This is a genomic window from Brevibacillus brevis NBRC 100599 (genome assembly GCF_000010165.1).
GTDB classification, from domain to species: domain Bacteria; phylum Bacillota; class Bacilli; order Brevibacillales; family Brevibacillaceae; genus Brevibacillus; species Brevibacillus brevis_D.
This window is the reverse complement of record NC_012491.1, coordinates 1,916,645-1,935,510: the sequence shown is the minus strand read 5'-3', so window position 1 is coordinate 1,935,510 and position 18,866 is coordinate 1,916,645. Positions and strand designations below refer to the sequence as shown.

At 48.3% G+C, this 18,866-nt stretch carries 16 protein-coding genes and 1 other annotated feature (1 of these 17 cut by a window edge); all 16 genes read right to left on the bottom strand.

The genetic code is table 11. The features are described 5' to 3' along the window. Nucleotides 1–131: 131 nt before the first annotated feature. On the bottom strand, nucleotides 132–1,262 hold the full coding sequence (locus BBR47_RS09495; RefSeq protein ID WP_012685558.1) for an FtsW/RodA/SpoVE family cell cycle protein: 1,131 nt from the start codon (nucleotides 1,260–1,262) through the stop codon (nucleotides 132–134). A gap of 58 nt (nucleotides 1,263–1,320) precedes the next feature. After that, on the bottom strand, nucleotides 1,321–2,115 hold the full coding sequence (gene minD, locus BBR47_RS09490) for a septum site-determining protein MinD (RefSeq protein WP_012685557.1): 795 nt from the start codon (nucleotides 2,113–2,115) through the stop codon (nucleotides 1,321–1,323). A 20-nt stretch (nucleotides 2,116–2,135) separates the two neighbouring features. Further along, the gene (gene minC, locus BBR47_RS09485; RefSeq protein ID WP_026133905.1) at nucleotides 2,136–2,813 is read right to left on the bottom strand and encodes a septum site-determining protein MinC; all 678 of its coding nucleotides are present in this window, start codon (nucleotides 2,811–2,813) and stop codon (nucleotides 2,136–2,138) included. A gap of 154 nt (nucleotides 2,814–2,967) precedes the next feature. Next, nucleotides 2,968–5,400, bottom strand: coding sequence for a peptidoglycan D,D-transpeptidase FtsI family protein (locus BBR47_RS09480; RefSeq protein WP_012685555.1), 2,433 nt, complete (start codon nucleotides 5,398–5,400; stop codon nucleotides 2,968–2,970). Between the two features lie 21 nt (nucleotides 5,401–5,421). After that, nucleotides 5,422–5,946: a rod shape-determining protein MreD gene (mreD, locus tag BBR47_RS09475; protein ID WP_012685554.1), complete on the bottom strand. Its 525-nt coding sequence runs from the start codon at nucleotides 5,944–5,946 to the stop codon at nucleotides 5,422–5,424. Further along, a complete protein-coding gene (gene mreC, locus BBR47_RS09470) occupies nucleotides 5,946–6,899 on the bottom strand; it encodes a rod shape-determining protein MreC (protein ID WP_012685553.1) in 954 nt (317 codons plus the stop codon). The genes mreD and mreC overlap by 1 nt, the downstream gene beginning before the upstream one ends. A 14-nt stretch (nucleotides 6,900–6,913) precedes the next feature. Continuing rightward, nucleotides 6,914–7,957 carry a rod shape-determining protein gene (locus BBR47_RS09465; RefSeq protein WP_012685552.1) on the bottom strand — a complete coding sequence of 348 codons (1,044 nt, stop codon included), beginning with the start codon at nucleotides 7,955–7,957 and terminating at the stop codon, nucleotides 6,914–6,916. A gap of 108 nt (nucleotides 7,958–8,065) precedes the next feature. After that, a complete protein-coding gene (radC, locus tag BBR47_RS09460; RefSeq protein ID WP_012685551.1) occupies nucleotides 8,066–8,764 on the bottom strand; it encodes a RadC family protein in 699 nt (232 codons plus the stop codon). Between the two features lie 101 nt (nucleotides 8,765–8,865). Continuing rightward, nucleotides 8,866–9,453 (bottom strand): Maf family protein, encoded by a 588-nt coding sequence (locus BBR47_RS09455; protein ID WP_012685550.1) that lies wholly within the window; start codon nucleotides 9,451–9,453, stop codon nucleotides 8,866–8,868. 8 nt (nucleotides 9,454–9,461) lie between these two features. Further along, a complete protein-coding gene (locus BBR47_RS09450) occupies nucleotides 9,462–9,701 on the bottom strand; it encodes a DUF4321 domain-containing protein (RefSeq protein WP_026133904.1) in 240 nt (79 codons plus the stop codon). 159 nt (nucleotides 9,702–9,860) lie between these two features. Next, nucleotides 9,861–11,153: a hypothetical protein gene (locus tag BBR47_RS09445; RefSeq protein WP_012685548.1), complete on the bottom strand. Its 1,293-nt coding sequence runs from the start codon at nucleotides 11,151–11,153 to the stop codon at nucleotides 9,861–9,863. A gap of 117 nt (nucleotides 11,154–11,270) precedes the next feature. Then, nucleotides 11,271–11,705: a prepilin peptidase gene (locus BBR47_RS09440; protein WP_041749816.1), complete on the bottom strand. Its 435-nt coding sequence runs from the start codon at nucleotides 11,703–11,705 to the stop codon at nucleotides 11,271–11,273. 113 nt (nucleotides 11,706–11,818) lie between these two features. Next, nucleotides 11,819–12,814, bottom strand: coding sequence for a ketoacyl-ACP synthase III (locus tag BBR47_RS09435; protein ID WP_012685546.1), 996 nt, complete (start codon nucleotides 12,812–12,814; stop codon nucleotides 11,819–11,821). A 419-nt stretch (nucleotides 12,815–13,233) separates the two neighbouring features. Further along, nucleotides 13,234–14,616, bottom strand: a complete 1,383-nt coding sequence (gene murC / locus BBR47_RS09430) for a UDP-N-acetylmuramate--L-alanine ligase (RefSeq protein ID WP_012685545.1) — start codon at nucleotides 14,614–14,616, stop codon at nucleotides 13,234–13,236. A 1-nt stretch (nucleotide 14,617) separates the two neighbouring features. Next, nucleotides 14,618–15,991, bottom strand: a complete 1,374-nt coding sequence (locus BBR47_RS09425) for a bifunctional folylpolyglutamate synthase/dihydrofolate synthase (RefSeq protein ID WP_012685544.1) — start codon at nucleotides 15,989–15,991, stop codon at nucleotides 14,618–14,620. A gap of 43 nt (nucleotides 15,992–16,034) precedes the next feature. Continuing rightward, nucleotides 16,035–18,707: a valine--tRNA ligase gene (locus BBR47_RS09420; RefSeq protein ID WP_012685543.1), complete on the bottom strand. Its 2,673-nt coding sequence runs from the start codon at nucleotides 18,705–18,707 to the stop codon at nucleotides 16,035–16,037. Nucleotides 18,708–18,764: 57 nt separating this feature from the next. After that, nucleotides 18,765–18,866: a binding site (T-box leader), on the bottom strand (it continues 140 nt past the right edge of the window).

The following is an 18,866-nucleotide window of genomic DNA, read 5'->3' as shown; positions in this document are numbered from 1 at the left end:
TGTAAAAATGGTTAACTTAGGATGATTTTAGCATAAGTATTTGCATTTGTCACGCATTTCATGAGTATCCAAAAAGTCTTCCATTCCGCACCGAGAAAGCGGGCGAACTGAAGACTTTTTGGAACAACTATTTAATCAAAACGCAACTTGTCCTTACGCATCCCAATGTTGAGAACCACACCAATGATCAGGAAGTTGGTTACGAGCGAGCTCCCTCCGTAGCTAATGAACGGAAGCGGAATACCCGTAATCGGCATCAACTGAATCGTCATACCGATGTTCTCAAAGATCTGGAAAGTAAGCATCCCTACGACACCCGCAACAACGTAGGAGCCGAACGGATCTTTTGCCTCCATCGCGATGCGGATCATTCGGTAAATCAAGACGAAAAACAAAATCATCAGCAAGCCCGCTCCGACAAAGCCCAGCTTTTCTGCAATGACGGTAAAGATAAAATCACTTTCTCCTACCGGCACCCATCCAAAGCTCGCTTGTGTCGGCGTATCAAGCCCTTTTCCGAACAGTTGCCCTGAGCCGATAGCAATCAATGCTTGCTTGAGCTGGAACCCTCGTCCCATCGGTTCAAGATCCGGGTTCATCCAAAAGACGATCCGATCCCATTGATACGGCTTGATAATCTTGAAAAAGATATCGTGCTTGTATTGATACAACAGTGTCATGGCGCCAAAAAAGCTGCCGACCAGCCCGCCCATATACAATACATGCTTCATCCGTATACCACCAACGATTAGCATAGTGGCAAGCATACCCGTATAGACCATTGCGGTACCCAAATCGGGCTGAACCAAAATCAAAAGCAATGGTACACCAACCAAGGCCATTACCGGAATCAGTTTGTAAAAGTAGTAAAAGCGGTCCGGATCGTTTGCCCTCTTGGACAAGAAGCGGGCCACCGTTATGATCGTGAACAACTTCATCGGTTCAGAAGGCTGAAACAAGATAATACCAAGGTTATACCAGCTCGTCGTATTGTTAATGGGCTTCGTTTGAAATACCCCGATCAAAAGAATCAGACCGAGTGCATATAAGACATAAGCCATGTTGTGGAATAGGCGATAGTCAAATAGTAATGTCACACCCAGCACAATAAAGCCAATGACATACCAAAGGACCTGCTGATGCGCCTTATCTACACCTGCCGCAGAACCGGAAATCCCCAGATAACTGAATATACCTAGGCCTGCCAAAATCAAAATGATGGTCCAGTCAATTGTTTTTAAATGACGTTTTTCCAGGTCCATCCGTTTCCTCCTAGAAAACGTGACTCCCCTCTATAGAAAGAAGGGAGCCAAGTATTACCTATTTTAATCCAAAGAATTTACGCATTTTGTGGAACACGCCCGCTTTTTCTTCCAATGGTTGCAATGGAACAGCTTCACCCAAAAGGCGTCGGGCTACGTTCCGATAGGCGATGGAACCACGCGATTCATGGTTCATCACAGCAGGCTCACCTTGGTTCGCGGATTTAATGATATGATCATCATCCGGCACTACGCCAATTAAGTCAATGGCTAACAAATCCAATATGTCTTCTACATCCAGCATGTCGCCATTTTTCACCATATGGGAGCGAACACGGTTGATCACCAGCTTCGGCATTCCGATTTTTTCTCGCTCTAATAGGCCAATAATCCTATCAGCATCACGCACAGCGGCTTTTTCAGGTGTAGTCACGACGATTGCTTGATCAGCCCCTGCCACCGCATTGCGGAAGCCTTGCTCAATACCCGCAGGGCAATCGATGATGACATAATCATATTCACGCTTCAGTTGCGTAATGATTTCTTCCATCTGCTCAGGAGTTACTGCGGATTTGTCCTTTGTCTGAGCAGCCGGGAGCAATGCCAGATTTTCAAACCGCTTGTCTTTGATCAGAGCTTGTGGCAGTCGGCATGCGCCTTCGGCAACGTCTACCAGATCATAAATAATTCGGTTCTCAAGTCCCATGACTACATCCAGATTGCGCAAGCCAATATCGGTATCTACCATGCACACTTTTTGTCCCAACAATGCGAGCGCCGTTCCCAAATTGGCGGAAGTGGTCGTCTTACCCACGCCGCCTTTACCGGAAGTTATGACAATTCCTATCCCCACGTCCGTTCCTCCTCTTTCCCTCAACCCTCACGCTTTTTCTCACCCAATTCAGGGCGGATTCGCGACAAGTAGTTCATTTTCGCTACCAGCATGATCTCATTTTCCAGATAGGCGAATTCTGTGCCTCCAGAATTATTCGTCCATTCCTCACCCGGCTTGCTAATCACTTCTGCAATCCGCAACTGGGTAGGACTCATGACTGCAGCCGCAATAATTACCTGTGAGTCACCGGAAATACCTGCGTGCGCGTACCCTCTGAGATGCCCTAGCACGTAAATGCTTCCTGTACTGCGAACCGTCCCCCCGGGATTGACATCTCCCAATAAGAGCAAATCACCGTCAAACTCCAGAACTTGCCCAGAGCGCACCGTATTTACCTGTATGGAAAAATGGGTTTTCAGGCGTTCAGCCATCGCTTCTTCCCGCGTGATCAAATCAGATTCGATTGTATGGATCACCAGGTTGCCCTTAGTTCGAATAATTTGAGTCAACTGCTCTTGTTGCTCTGGTGAGCAGTATCGTTTTCCCAATTTTATAGATACCCGAATGAGTGGCCCCGACAAAATCTGTTGGTGGCTATGCTCTATTTTTTCACGCATATCGGCCAGCAGTTCGTCGAAGGAACAGGTATCATCCATAAAGAAGACGAGACCCTCTTTAGTCCCTTTGATCGTGACCTTGCTTTTCACAGTCGTCACCGGTTTCACCTCGACCGATACCATTCGCCATGCAGAAAGATTTTTCCTGCTCTGCGTAAAAAAATTGCCGAAACGGGTCAGATAGTGGCGTTTTACAAGAGCTTGCTTGACTCAATTATTCTCTTGGGCTTCATTGCCCTGGACAACCTTCTGGTTACTTCGAGGACGTTGGATTCGGCTTCGGAACCCCACCAGTAAGGACACCTGGATTCAGTTCATTGTAAGCTTCGAGCAATCGACGCGAGATCGGACCAGTAGCATCAGAACTGGATGTACCATCTCTCAAACTGTTCGGCGCAACGACGACGAAAACCAGTTGAGGATTTTCATAAGGCGCAAAGCCGACAACCAGTGCGTTTTCCGCTGGCTGCGACGTTTGTGCCGTACCAGACTTGGCTGCAACCGTGAACGGCAACCCCTTGAAGCGTTGAACGGTACCACCTGGTTGAGTAACCAGCCGCATCCCTTCTCTTACCACCTGTATATACTTCGGATCGATATCAACCCGGTTGAGCACTTCTGGTTCAATAACGGAGAGCGTTTGACCTGGTTTCTTCGGATCGGTGGTTCCTTTGCGAATTTCTTTTACAAGATGGGGGCGTATTCGATATCCTCCATTGGCAATGGTCGAAACGTATTGACCCAACTGCATCGGCGTGAACAGATCATATTGACCAATCATCACGTCCGCCAAGTTCCCGAAGTACATGTTCTGGTTTTCCCAACCAGTATGTTCATTCGGCAGATCCACACCTGTTTTCACACCAAGACCAAACTGGGCATTGTAGTAATCATAGACAGAGAACTGCTTCTCCCAGCCATCTTTTCCTTTTCTTGCTAAGCGAAGCGCCATTTCGTACATATACGTATTGTTCGACACCTGCAAGGCACGACGAGCGTTAACAGCTCCATGACCACCCGCCTTCCAGTTGCGTTTATACGTGTTTCCGACATACAATCCGCCTCGGTCATAGATGACTTCGTTCGGTGTAGTCAGCCCCTCCTGAAGCGCAATCATGACAGACAGTGGCTTGTAGGTAGAAGCAGGTGGATACGGCGTATAGATGAATCTGTTTGATTCGTTCGGCAAAATAAGCGAGGCGTAATTCTCGTTGAATTTCTTACGGTCGTAATACAGATTCAAATTGTAATCTGGATAACTCGCCATCGCCAATATTTCGCCTGTATTCGGATTCATCACCAATACGTGTGCGTCTTTAAATGCTTTTGGTGTAGACGGGCGCTTCTTGAATGCTTCAACCTCTTCTTTCAAGATGGCCTCTACCTTGCTTTGATAACGCCAGTCCAAAGCCAAAACAAGATCGTTTCCTGGTTCAGGGGCTTGGCGCATCTGCTTCTCTACCGTCTCCGAATTTTTGTTCACGTGCACTTCCATAATCCCGTTTTTGCCACGCAAATAACGTTCATAGGAGCTCTCCAGCCCGGTTACACCGACACGGTCGATAGCATTGTAGCCTTGTGCCTGATATTCTTTCAAGCTCTCAGGACGAATCGCATTGATGTACCCGAGAAAGTGAGTACCAAATGCCGAACCATCCGGATCTTCGAAAATTTGGCGCACTGGCTCCAGCTCCACACTAATTCCCGGCAGCTCGGTGCGTCGTTCTTCGATTTGGAACATTTCCTGCTCTGTGATGTTGACCTTGACACGTCTTGGAATGTAGCTGGCCATCTGCGGTGAACGCATTTCCTGCAGCAAAGAGAGCTTGTGCCACTGAAATTGGCGTTGCTGCTCTGTTAACGGCAGTTTGACATCCATGTCGAACAACGAGGCATAGCGCAGCAAATCCATGTCAGACTTATCTGCTAAGCCTTCCGGGGTTGGCAAAGCTGAAATCTGTTCCTTCACTTTTTTGGCGAGGTCATTGCGATCTTCCTTGTCGAATTTCAGAGCGAGGGTCATATTGGCGTTTATCGCCATTTTTAACAGCTCGAAGTCCGTGGTGTTCGCTTCCGTAATAGCGGGTGTACCTGGTTTGGCAGCATTCAGTTTCTTAATAAGATCTGCTCTCTCCTTGTCATCAAAAGGAGAACGAACGCGCATCCCCAGATATACAGCGGTTTTTACCAACTGGAAGTCAGACATCTGATCAACGGTCTCGACTTTCGGAACGACTTTTAACTTCGTCGCGACCTTTGCCTTGAGATCGTTCGTTTCTTGCCCATTGAAAGCAACAGGCAAGGTTGATCTCAATTCAATCGTCTTCTTTAACAATTCCTTATCCGTACCAATTTTGCCGCCATCGGGGATGAGGATTTTTGCCAGACGATCCGCGACTTTCTCTTCATCAATGTCCTGTCCTTGTTCTTCAACGTATTGCACGGTGTACACAGGTTTATTCGAAACGAGTACCTCGCCATTTTTATCCAAGATACGGCCACGAGGAGCGGAAATCGGCAGTTCCCGAATACTGAACTTTTCCAATTCATGCTTGTACTGTTCGCCTTCCACCAGCTGCACGATGGATAGCCGCAAAATAATGGCGGCGAAGAACAAAAATACAATCACAAACAATATATTGAGCCGAATAGGTATGTCTGATTTCGGTTCTTTGACTTCTTCCACGAACTCTCCTCTCCTTTGTCCTTACTGCATGTGCATTTCCTTTTTCGCCAGAATCTTGTTGCATACATTCTTGATCGGAAAGTATACCAGTAAGCCAAAAGCGAGATTAAACAGCACACTAGGCAAAATTTGATGCGTCAAAATCCATCGAACATCGAAGGGGGCGGCGGAAAACAAGCGGAACAACGAATACAAAAGCCACTCATGTCCGAACAAAATCAGGAAGCTAGTAATGAAAACCATCCCGAATCCTCTCTGGAACAAAAGAACGATCATCCCTGCAAAGTAGCTGGCCACCATCATGGACATGGTATAGATTCCAATTAGTTGCCCAAATAGGACATCTTGTAAAAACCCGAAGGCGATCCCGTAATACAAACCTTCGCGCCTGCCGAGATACATCGAAATAAAGATGCAGCAGACAAGCGCAAACCGGGGTACCGTCAACCAAGACAGACCCCATGCATCAGGTGAAAATACTTGCATCACAGTTCCTTCCAAAACAAACACAACCACGACGCCCAACGTCAATAAAAATCGAGCCATTACTGACCACCCCCGCTAGCAGGTGGAGCCGGAGGGACAGTTTTTTGTGTCTGACCAGCTGGCTGTTGCGGGATCAATTCACCATTGGGGCCAATTGTGAAGTCTCGTTCCACAACCATGACTTCATTCAATTGTGAAAAATCAGCGCTTGGCTGGATGTAGGCGGTTTGAGTCAAGCCATAATCATCTGGCTCTACGCGAACAATATAGCCGATTGGCAAATTGCGAGGGACAACTCCTCCCAAGCCGGATGAAATAACTTGCTGATCTTTTTTAATTGCCTGTCCCCAAGGGATTTTGCGCATGACGAGCAATCTCTTTTGCGCGTCGTACTCTTCAATAACACCACTAACCTGACGGTACATAGGCTTGCCGTCAACGATCTGCTCAGTCAAAATATCCGCTGAGATATGGTCACGTCGCTCGTAGCTCGTCAACAATTCAACCGTAGCTGAAAAGTTGGCAACACTTTGTATGCGCCCGACCATTCCTTTGGCTGTAATGACAGCCATATCCTTTTTGATACCACTTTTTAATCCTTGATCGATGGTAACGACGTTGTTCCATGTATCAGGGTTTCTCGCCACAACTTCCGCGAAGTGAAGGTTGTAAGATTTAAGTGAATCTTTTGCCCCCACCATTTCTCGAAGGCGATCATTATCTGCCTTGAGTGTGTGCAATTCGGCACTTAGACGTGCGTATTGATCCAAGCTTGCCTTAAGTGCCTTGTTTTCTTCATACACGCCGTACGCTTCTTCTATTTCCTGAAAAAAGCCAGAAACAGCCTGGGCAGGACGATAAAAAAAGCCCTGCACCACGCTGAAGGTATCTTTGAAGAACATTTCTGGCCAGGTCAGGCTAACCCGTTCACGAGAAGTGAAGCCCACGACGGAGATAAGCAGGACCAAGCCTACAAGTACAATGATAAGCCGCTTATTCCCGAAAAACGACATGCCCTACCCTCCGTTTATTTACCCCGTTTTAGTCGGGAAGAGGTGATGCCTTGCTTGGATTTGAACAGGTGAATGTTCTCCAATGCACGACCTGTTCCAATCGCTACGCAATCCAGTGCGTTTTCCGCGACATGCACGGGCATACCCGTTTCCTTACTTAACAGGCGATCCATGTTGCGCAAGAGCGCACCGCCGCCTGTGAGTACAATTCCACGATCCATGATGTCCGCCGCGAGCTCAGGCGGGCTTTTTTCGAGTGTTACCTTCACCGATTCCACGATAGCAGAAATGGTTTCCGCCAATGCTTCCGCAATCTCTGTGCTGCTTACCGAGAGCGTTTTTGGCAATCCGGTTACAAGGTCACGACCGCGAATGTCAACGTTTTCGACCTCATCAGGAGCAATCGCAGAGCCGATCTCCAACTTGAGTGTTTCTGAAGTCCGTTCCCCGATCATCAAGTTGTAACGGCGCTTGATGTACTGAATGATCGCTTCGTCCATCTCATCCCCGGCCACACGAATAGAGCGGGATGTCACAATCCCCCCGAGTGAGATGATTGCAACCTCTGTCGTACCGCCGCCAATGTCAACGACCATACTACCAGTCGGCTCCCACACCGGCAGGTCTGCACCGATCGCTGCTGCAAACGGCTCTTCAATCGTATATGCTTCCTTCGCCCCAGCCTGCTTCGTAGCATCTTCGACCGCGCGCTTTTCCACCGCAGTAATTCCCGAAGGTACACAGACCATTACGTTTGGACGACGTGTAAACAGCCCTTGATTTTTTTGTGCTTGATTGATGAAATAGCGCATCATTGTCGCAGTTGTATCAAAGTCAGCGATAACCCCGTCTTTCATTGGGCGAACCGCTACGATATTGCCTGGTGTACGACCGATCATACTTTTCGCTGCATTCCCTACTGCTTCAATGGAATTGTTATTCGTGCGGATCGCTACAACAGAAGGCTCACGCACCACAATTCCTTTCCCCTTCACAAAAACAAGTGTATTGGCAGTGCCGAGGTCAATCCCCAAGTCACGTGTAAATCCACCAAACATAAAAAAACTCCTTCCAAATATTAATCCAAATGACAAGCATAAGAGAACCTCTTTCGAGGCCTCTTCAAGGTAGAGCGACCGCGTTTTTGGGGAAGGTTTTCAAACATGCTACAAGTACCCTTGCTCTTTGAGACTAACGTACTTGCCTTCCCCGATAATAACATGATCCAACAATGAAATCCCCACCAGTTCACCAGCGTCACGCAATGTATGCGTAATCGCAATGTCTTCCCTGCTAGGTGTCGGATCACCGCTCGGATGGTTATGTAGGCATATCACCGATGCGCTGCTACGACGGATCGCTTCTTTAAAGACTTCTCTCGGGTGTACGATGGAAGCGTCCAGACTGCCTACGAAAATCGTCTGCTTGCCAATCACATGGTTCTTGGTATTCAGAAAGAGACAGACAAAATGTTCCTGTGTCAAATGAGCAAGCTCTGGCGACATCAAATCAGCTACGTCCCGTGGTAAACGGATAGAAGCCCTATACTCTCGAGGAACTCCCATCAATCTACGCCCAAGCTCAAACGCAGCATGCAATTCAATCGCTTTGACTGGACCAATTCCTTTTAGCTCTGTTAACTCAGCATGAGAGGCTTGGGCTAAACCACGCAGGTCTCCAAACCTGGCTAACAAGCGCTGAGCCAGCTGATGAGCCGTCTCTTGTTCCCTGCCTGTCCGCAGTAAAATGGCAAGAAGTTCAGTATCAGACAGATGGACCGCTCCTTCGCGAAGCAGTCGTTCACGTGGACGGTCATAGTAAGGGACGTTTTTCAACAGCATTTTGTTACAGGTATTTGTTGCCATTTTATATCCGCCTCCAGCCATATTCACATTATCGAAAACGGCTGACATGGAGATGTTCATGAGGCGTATGGCCGTCGCCGCTTGATTCAAGCATGACAACTTTACAAAATTGGCATCCCAAAACGTGTCAAAAGAGTAGACGTCAGGCCTAACGGAAGACCAACAACAGTGAAGTAGTCTCCGTTTATTCCTTCCACGATCGTGGCTCCAATACCCTGAATGGCGTAAGAGCCCGCTTTATCCATCGGCTCACCTGTCGCGATGTACGACTTGATTTCTTGCTCTGTTAAAGCTCGAATTCTTACGTGCGTTAGACTATGTGAGACTTCAGTACGACCTGTCTCCACATCTATCAAGGCGACTCCACTATAAACGGTGTGCTCTTGCCCCTGGAGCATGGACAACATACGATATGCGTCCATTTCATCAATAGGCTTGCCCAGTATTTGGTCATCAAGAACGACTACCGTATCAGATCCTAAAACGACGCCTTCCGTCAAGCGAGAAGCCACTTCCTTGGCCTTGCGCAAAGACAATTCTTCTACTACTTCGCTCGCAGTTAAATGCTCTGCGGTCGTCTCATCCACATCACTGGTGATGACGGTAAATGATAAACCTAAAGTTTGCAGAAGCTCCCTTCGACGCGGCGAAGATGAAGCCAGAATGAGAGGAACATTTTTTTTCGTCATTTTTCAACCTACTTTATTCGTCGATGTATCCAAAACGCGAGGGCTAAGCCTCCGATACTGGCTAGATTTAGTTTTACCTGAAAGTTCAGTTCGTACTTCAAAATTTCTAAATCTGCCGCAGGCGACCAAGTAATCTCTTTACTCTTGGCCAAAAAAGGTAGCCAAGGACTTAAAATCTCCCCGATAATGCTACCAAACAAAAGTCCACTCACCAACAGAAACACGAGAGTAAGCGTTTCTTTCCCCATTTTCCCAACTCCCTTTTTATAAGGGATTCTCTTTTTGCCAAACATAAGTTTAGCAAATGGGGAGAAGCGAAACAATCCCTGATTGCTCCTGGTAATTACTGTATAGAAAGAAAAGGCCTCCTGCAAGAAAACCTTGCGGAAGACCATATAAACTTGTATTTATGTGGATGAACGTGCCTTTTGAATCCAACTCGCGTAGCTCTCGAAAAAAGCAAGGACACCTGCCTGTACTTGCCACGCATAGGATTCCGCGCTTTCCACCTTTTTGCCAGCGCTTGCTTCCGCCATTTTGTCCCTGGCTGCCAGCGCTTGATTCACCCCATTTACCATCCCATCAAGCAATGGCTTCCAGGCCTCCTTGGCTTCCATTTTACGGCTTTCCTCCAAAAATTGGCGGTGAATTTCCTTTATTTCTGCCGTTTCTTTTGCGGTTGGCGAAAGTTGACCCGTCGTAATAATCAGCCCCGATTGTGCGGAAAGTGTTTGGACGAGTTTGACTCCGTGGGTGAAAAAGGCATTCACGTTAGGGTCACCAGATGCGTTGGCGGCTTTTCCCACAGGGACAGACCCTTCAAATGCGGGAAAGGAGAATTCTTTGACGTATATATCCATGCCTTTGTTTTTCAAGCTGGCGGCAAAGCCTAGCACAGCATCTCTTGTGGGAGCAGCGGCTGCGAACATGTACTGCTTGCTTGCGTCTTTATAAAGCAGATGAGGAATACCCGCCTTCTCCAGTGGTTCTACAGCTGTTTGCGGCGATGCATCCGGCTGGAATACTCCCGCCTGTGCAACGTACATGTTTACGGCTGGCAGTTGTAGAGCTACCGCTGTTTGACCCACTGTGTTACCATTCGTCGCCTTACCTTTCGCTTGCTGACTATCATCTGGCAAAGCGGGACCTGCCACGCCATTTTTCCCAGCCGTTTGTTCAGTGCCTGCACCCGGCGCGGTCAGTGTCTGAACCGTTTCACTCAGAACATTTCCGTACGACTCGGAAAATTCCTTTTGAGAAAAGACCGTCAAAACGAGAAATCCGAACAAGAGGCCAATGGCTACAGCCCCACCTGTTGTTAAAGTCGTACGCCAAAAGGGCCCCTCTGGCCATAACGCTGCGAGTCGACTCATCGGACGACTCCTGTATCCCTTTTCTTCGGTATCCTCGAAGGAAAAATCGGATTCGTAGGAGTCGTTTGGCGTCTGATCGAGTTCAATACTCGGCTTCGTTTCTTTGGCGGCAGCTCCTCGTAGCTGCATCATCCGTTCCCATGCTTCGTTGCCCTTCTCCTTAAACGGGTCAGTAAACGGTAAGGGGGGGGCTTGAAAACGAACACGTGGCGTATCGTCCTTTGGCGTGCGCTTTCTACTTGCTACCTTTGTGCTGTCGTCCCGCTTTTCATCCCAGAACCTTCCGTTCATTTTGACCGTCACACGATTTTTATTTTGTCCGCTCATACGCTTGCCCTCCTAGTCACAGGCTCTTTGTACTAGCATACGTTTTGCTCGGACGGGTTATGACTTCTATCTAGTGATTCTATCGAATTTGTTTCTACTACGATTCCACAAGCCATTTCAAGAGGCTTCACTCATAAATATAAGGACAGCTAACCCCATCGTGACAAAAGGCGCAAACGGCACTTCGTATTTTAGACTTACTTTTCGTATCAGCAACAAAACGAGAGAGACGAGCAATGCAGCCAAGCTCGCAACCGTAAGAACGACTACAAAATCGCGAATCCCGAGTCCATAGCAGACTAGAGCGAATAGCTTCACATCCCCCATCCCAAGCGCAAGAGGCTTGTAATAGCTAATCCATCCAAACACCAGTGAACTGAGAATCGCAAAAAGTCCAGCCATCAGCCATTCCATCGGCGAAGAGAGAGCGAGTTCGAGAAAAGAAATTAGTACAAACCCTGCAACTAATGCGCGATTGGGTATTCGTCTATGATGAAAATCAACCCACGAAAGGTAAAGGCAGAGTACGAATAATATCATAGCGTTCGCCATTTTTTGTTCCCCCAGTCGAACCTGTCCTCCTAAAAGGATATCTACCATTCCTGGGACAAAAAAACTGCCCAGAACAATTCTGGACAGCCTCTCCATTTTCGATATAGCCACTATTACGGATTCCAAGTGAACAAAAGACCACCGTGGACGAGACCACCGCCAAACCCATACACCAGGATCGTATCCCCTGCCTTTACTTTGCCTTCCTTGATCCCCAAGGCGAGCGACAATGGGATGGTAGCCGATGATGTGTTCCCGTAATGTGTCAGACTGTACAATGTCTTATCGAGAGGGAACTGACTCTTCTCACAAATGGATTCGATCATGCGCAAATTGGCACTGTGCGGGATAAACCAGTCCACATCTTCGAGCGTTTTACCCGCCCGGTTCACCACCTCTAGCATCCCCTTTGGAACAGTTGTTACTGCCCACTTGTACACTTCTCTCCCGTTTTGGACCATGCATCCATTCCCGCTCAATTCTCGTCCGTCCATACGCGTGGACAAGCCCGCTCGGTATACATGAATCCCTCCGTCTCCCTTTGAGCCTAAATAGACGGACAAAAAACCAGGAGCTGTAGAATCCTGCTCAACCAGCACCGCTCCCGCTCCGTCCCCAAATAGGATGCACGTCGTACGATCCGTATAGTCAGTTACTTTTGTTAGCGTTTCTGCACCTACCACCAACACTTTGCGATGCAAACCAGAGCTGATGAGCGCATTAGCTGTATGGAGCGCATACGTAAATCCTGCACAGGTAGCAGAGAGGTCCATGGCTCCCGCCTGCTCGACTTGAAAATGCGCTTGGATTTGACTCGCGACGCTTGGAAATGGATAGTCTGGGGTACTAGTTGCGACCAAAATCATATCGACATCGCGGACATCCTTCCCATAATTTGCAATCATATCGTGGATAGCAGCGATGGCCAGATCACTGGTAAATTCATCTTCCCTTGCCATACGGCGCTCATGAATACCCGTTCGTTGCAAAATCCATTCATTCGATGTATCTACTAGCTTTTCCATATCTGTATTAGTAAGAACGCGGCTCGGCACATACGTACCGATGGCGGTAATTCGCGACTTGAAGGGGCTTGTATTTGTCATCATCCGAACATCACCTTTCGATTTTTATGATCTGATTATAACACTAGATATTAGTATCTGGTACTAATTTTTTAGAAAAATAAAAGTCTATGTTGAGTCGTCATAGGGGAGGAGAAGAAAAAGCACAGGTCTCTTCGACTCTGACACGCCCGCATGGGGGATTCACTGGACGTCTCCACTTAAAAAAGGGGACCGTCGATCCAAAGCCACCCTACGGGCGGACGTTTCTCAAGGAAGAAGTGTTCGACAAGCGTGGTCTCCTTTTTTAAGTGGAGACTGGGTAGGCGTTGTCAAGGTCTACGAGCCCTGTGCTTTTTCTTCTCACTAGCTTTGTTGATAGCTCGATACTTTTTAAATATAGGTAGAGCAAAATAAAAAGACTTGAAACCAGTAGGTTCCAAGTCTTCATACAGCTCTATCTGTTATTTCTCTAGCTTTTCAGCCAGCCAATATGCAGATTTCCAAATGTCTCCTGCACCCATTGTCAACACGAGGTCGCCCTCTTGCAATTCTTTGAAGACATGCTCCTGCATTTGTTCCTTTGTAGGAATGTACTGCGCACGCGGGTGGCTGTTGGTGCGGATTTTTTGAACCAGCACCTCGGAGGTAACTCCTTCGATTTTTTCTTCGCCAGCCGGGGAGTAGATGTCCGTGATGATCACTTCGTCTGCTTCTGCAAAGGCACGGCTGAATTCATCCATAAGGAAATACGTGCGTGTATAGCGTTGTGGCTGAAACACAGCGATTACACGTCTGCCCGATGCTCTTGCCCCACTAAGTGTCGCGATAATTTCTGTCGGATGATGCGCGTAGTCGTCTACGACCAGGACGCCTCGTGCATCCCCGATAATTTGAAATCTGCGCTTGGCACCGCTAAAGGTAGACAGCGCCTGTGCAATTTTATCAAAGGAAAGGCCAATATCCAGACATACAACGATCGCAGCTAGTGCATTTGCAATATTATGCTTGCCTGGGACTACGAGACACAATTCACCCAACCGCTCATCCTTGTGATAAACCTGGCACGTGCTGCAACGATCTCCACATTCAATCGAAGTGGCAGAAAACTGTGCTTGTGCCACAAAGTTCGGATCAACTGCATACGTCACGACCGTTTTTTCGACGGACGGCATGACTTCGCGCACATGTGAATCATCGATACACAGGATCGCTTTTCCATCCGGTTTGAGATGGCTCAAGAACTGGACATACGCCTGTTTCAAATTGTTGAAGTCGCCATCGAAATGCTCGAGATGATCTGGTTCGATGCTCGTCACAATTTCATACATCGGCCTGTATTCCAAAAAGGAACCGTCGCTCTCATCTGCTTCGGCAATAACATAATCACTGGTACCTGCCTTTGCGTTGGTACCAGCACTCATCAATTCACCGCCAATGATGAAAGTCGGGTCTACACCGCACTCTTCCAGTACGTGAGAGATCATCGATGTCGTGGTCGTCTTGCCGTGTGCTCCCGCTACTGCTACTCCTGTGCGTTCATTCAATATGCGAGCAAGCATTTGGGAACGGTGCATGACCGGAATTCCTAGTGCTTGGCCTGCGATCACCTCAGGATTGTCTTTAGAAATACTGGTGGAGTATACGATGCTGTCTGCTCCCTCCACGTGGGCAGCATTATGGCCAATATGAATGACCGCCCCTCTTGCTTCCAGCTTTTTCGCCAAATCGTTCATGGCGACATCGGAGCCGGTTACCTTGTATCCAAGGTCGATCAAGACGCGGGCAATGGCACTCATGCCATAACCGCCGATGCCCACAAAGTGGACGTGTTGGGCCTGATCCACCCTATTCACCTGCCTCTTCTACTATAGTGGGAAAGAATGCGCGTACTTGGGCGATGAAGTAGAGCGAACCGCAGACGACCAGCCAGTCATCCGCCTTCGCTAATTGCTTCTCCCGCATCCAAGAAAGGAGAAACGCCCGCCAGTCTGGGACTGCATCGAGAAACTCTTGCTCCCAGCCTCCGGCTAAAAACGACTCTTGTAAGCTATTGGCTTCGGCTGCACGCGGGAAGTCAAAGGTTGTCACATGCAGCTTTTTCATTTTTGACTTAACTGGTGCGAGCGACTCTGCCATTTTGGCGAGCGGCTTATCTGCCAATCCAGAAAAGAGCAAATGCAACTGTACTCCGTCCGGCAACAACCGATCCAGACTGCTTACAAGCGCCTCCATTCCTTCCTGATTGTGTGCCCCATCCAAGATAACCATTGGTCTTGGAGAGATGACTTCTAGACGACCAGGCCAACGCGTTTGTTGCAAACCACGAGATATTTCTTCTTCCTCCAGCAAGAAAGAGAAGTAATTTCGCAGGACATCGATAGTCATTAAAGCAACGGCTGCATTGGTTGTTTGGTGAATGCCATTCATGGTAAGACGGTAGGATGCTTCCGCACGACGGTGAATGCTTTTGTAACCAAACTGTTGATCACCCAGCTGCTCCTCTACCTGCTCTGCCTGGAAATGTTCACCTATATGATATAGCGTACTCTTCATTTGTCTCGCGCGCTCCTCAAAAACCGCGAGAAGTTCCGGCCTAACCTCACCTGTGACTACAGGAACACCCGGCTTGATAATCCCCGCTTTTTCCCGGGCAATATCTTCCAAGCTTTCTCCCAGCACTTGTGTATGGTCCATGCCGATATTCGTGATGACTGAAACAAGCGGAAGGACGACGTTCGTCGAATCCAATCGCCCGCCTAGTCCTGTTTCCCAAACGACTACCGCTGGTCTCGCCACTCTTGAAAAATAAAGAATGGCGATCAGCGTAATCACTTCAAATTCGGTAGGGGAACCATACTCTGTTTCTTGTTCGCATCGTTGCACCCACACCTTAACTTCATTCACCAGCTGCAATAGATCTTCTTCCGCAATCATGCTGCCGTTGTAACGGATGCGTTCACGGAAATCCACCAAATAGGGGGAGGTAAATGTACCTACACTATATCCGGCTTCCATCAGCATTTGCGTCAGGAATGCGCAGGTTGAACCTTTTCCATTGGTGCCAGCCACATGAATAAACGGGATTCTCCGCTCAGGATGTCCTACCTGCTCCAAAACCCACTGCATTCTCTCAAGCCCCGGCCGTTGACCGAACCTGAGCAGTCCATGCAGCCAGTCGAGCGCTTGGGTGTATTCTACAAACCCTTCTTCTGCATGCATACCACAATGCTCCATTCTCAAAAATATGCGATGGTATGGCGGATCATTCGCCCTTCAATTCAGCAAGTCGTGCAATCACCTTATCCCGCTTATCCATGTAGTCTGCCATCTTCGCTTTTTCCTCTTCGACTACTTTTTCAGGTGCCTTGGCCATAAATCCAGCATTGTTAAGCTTTTTCTCAATGCGCTCCACTTCGCCGTTGAGTGTCGCCACTTCTTTTTCCAGGCGCTTCAGCTCTTGCTCGATATCGATCAAGCCCGCCAGTGGAAGGAACAGTTCTGCTCCCGTGATCACGGAAGACATCGCTTTATCAGGCGTAGCCAGATCCAGGCTGATTTCCAGACGCTCAGGGTTGCAGAAACGAGTGAGATACTGCTCACCGCGTGTCAGTCGCTCAGCGGACAGTGCATCGCTTGGCTTGATCAAGAGCTCAATTTTCTTGGACATCGGTACGTTTACTTCAGCGCGGATGTTGCGTACGCTGCGGATGATATCCATCAACTGGTTCATTTCGCTTTCTGCTTCAGCAAACATCCATTGCTCGTTAACGGTTGGCCAAGGTGCTACTGTAATGCTCTCGCCTTGGTGCGGCAATGCCTGCCAAATTTCTTCCGTGATGAACGGCATGAACGGATGCAACAGCTTGAGCGTTTGATCCAGAACCGTTACCAGAACGGATTGGGTGGTTTTCTTCGCCGCTTCATCGGTACCGTACAATGGCAGCTTCGCCATCTCGATATACCAGTCACACAGGTCATCCCAAATGAAGTTGTAAAGCACACGGCCAGATTCACCGAATTCAAATGCATCAGACAGACGGGTTACATCTGCAATTGTTGCTTGCAGGCGGGAGAGAATCCATTTGTCTGGTGTAGACAACTCACCGCTCAAATCGATTTCCTCGTATTTGAAGTCAGTCAGGTTCATCAAGGCAAAACGGGACGCGTTCCAAATCTTGTTTGCGAAGTTGCGGTTTGCCTCCACCTTTTCCCAATAGAAGCGTTGGTCATTCCCTGGAGAGTTCCCGGTCGCCAGTGTGTATCGCAGTGCGTCCGCTCCGTACTTCTCGATTACTTCCATCGGATCGACACCGTTGCCGAGTGATTTGGACATTTTGCGGCCTTCGGAGTCGCGAATAATGCCGTGGATCAAAACGGATTCAAACGGACTTTTCCCGGTAAATTCAAGACCTGAGAACATCATACGTGCTACCCAGAAGAAGATGATATCGTAGCCTGTTACCAGGACATTCGTTGGATAGAAGTACTTCATGTCCTCGGATTCTTCTGGCCAGCCCAGCGTCGAGAACGGCCACAGACCAGAAGAGAACCATGTATCGAGAACGTCGTTGTCCTGCTCCAGCTTGTGGCTGTGGCAGCTTGGGCACTCAGTCACATCCGCACGAGATACAATCGTTTCGTTACAATCTCCGCAATACCATGCAGGAATTCGGTGACCCCACCAAAGCTGACGGGAGATGCACCAGTCACGGATGTTTTCAATCCAACGCAGGTAGTTCGTCTTGAAGCGCTCTGGGACAAACTTCACACTCTCAGGGCTATTTGCATTAGCCAGTGCTTCGTCAGCCAATGGCTGCATTTTTACGAACCATTGGGTAGAAAGGTATGGTTCTACGACTGCATCGCTGCGCTCACTATGTCCAACCTGATGAATATGCTCCTCAACCTTGAACATAACGCCTTGCTCCGTTAAGTCTTTGATGATTTGCTTGCGGCATGCAAAGCGATCCAAGCCTTTGTAGATACCGGCCAGCTCGTTCATCGTGCCCGTCTCATCCATGACAACGATTTGTGGCAACTGATGACGAAGACCCAATTCAAAGTCATTCGGATCGTGTGCTGGCGTAATTTTTACAGCGCCAGACCCAAACTCAGGATCAACGTAGTCATCTGCTACGATTGGAATTTCGCGTCCTACGATTGGCAAAATCACGGTTTTGCCGATCATGTCCTTGTAACGCTCATCTTCCGGATGTACCGCTACAGCCGTATCACCTAGCATCGTTTCAGGACGGGTTGTAGCTACTTCGATATAACCAGTGCCATCCGCCAATGGGTAACGCATGTGATGCAGCGCACCCTTTACTTCCTTGTAGATTACTTCAATATCGGACAAAGCCGTGCGGGCTGCAGGGTCCCAGTTAATGATGCGATTGCCGCGATAGATCAAGCCTTTTTCGTACAAGCGAACAAATACTTCGCGTACAGCTTGGGACAAGCCCTCATCCATGGTAAAACGCTCGCGGGAGTAATCCAGAGCAAGACCGAGTTTTTCCCACTGCTCACGAATATGCGAAGCGTAAATGTGCTTCCACTCCCATACCTTTTCCACGAATTTTTCGCGGCCCAGGTCATGACGAGAGATGCCTTCTTCTCGCAAGGTAGCCTCTACACGCGCTTGTGTTGCGATACCGGCGTGGTCCATACCTGGCAAGAACAAGGCGCTGTAGCCTTGCATACGCTTGGTACGCGTAATGATATCTTGCAAAGTCGTATCCAGTGCGTGGCCCAAATGCAATTTACCAGTAACGTTCGGCGGTGGAATAACAATCGTAAACGGACGTTTATTCGGGTCACGTTCTGCCTTGAAAAATTGTTTTTCGATCCAATACGGATACCATTTGTTCTCTGCTGCTTTTGGATCATAGTTTTTCGGCAGCAATTGGTCGATGTCGGTTGTTGGCTGTGTAGACATGTACGACTCCTCCTATTAGCATGGCTTGCTTTGCAAAAAATAAAAAAACCCTTCATCGCAAAGGACGAAAGGATTATTTTCGCGGTACCACCTTTGTTAACACACGATAAACGTCATGCTTATGGCGTGTTCACTCTGACAAGATAACGGTTGCGAACC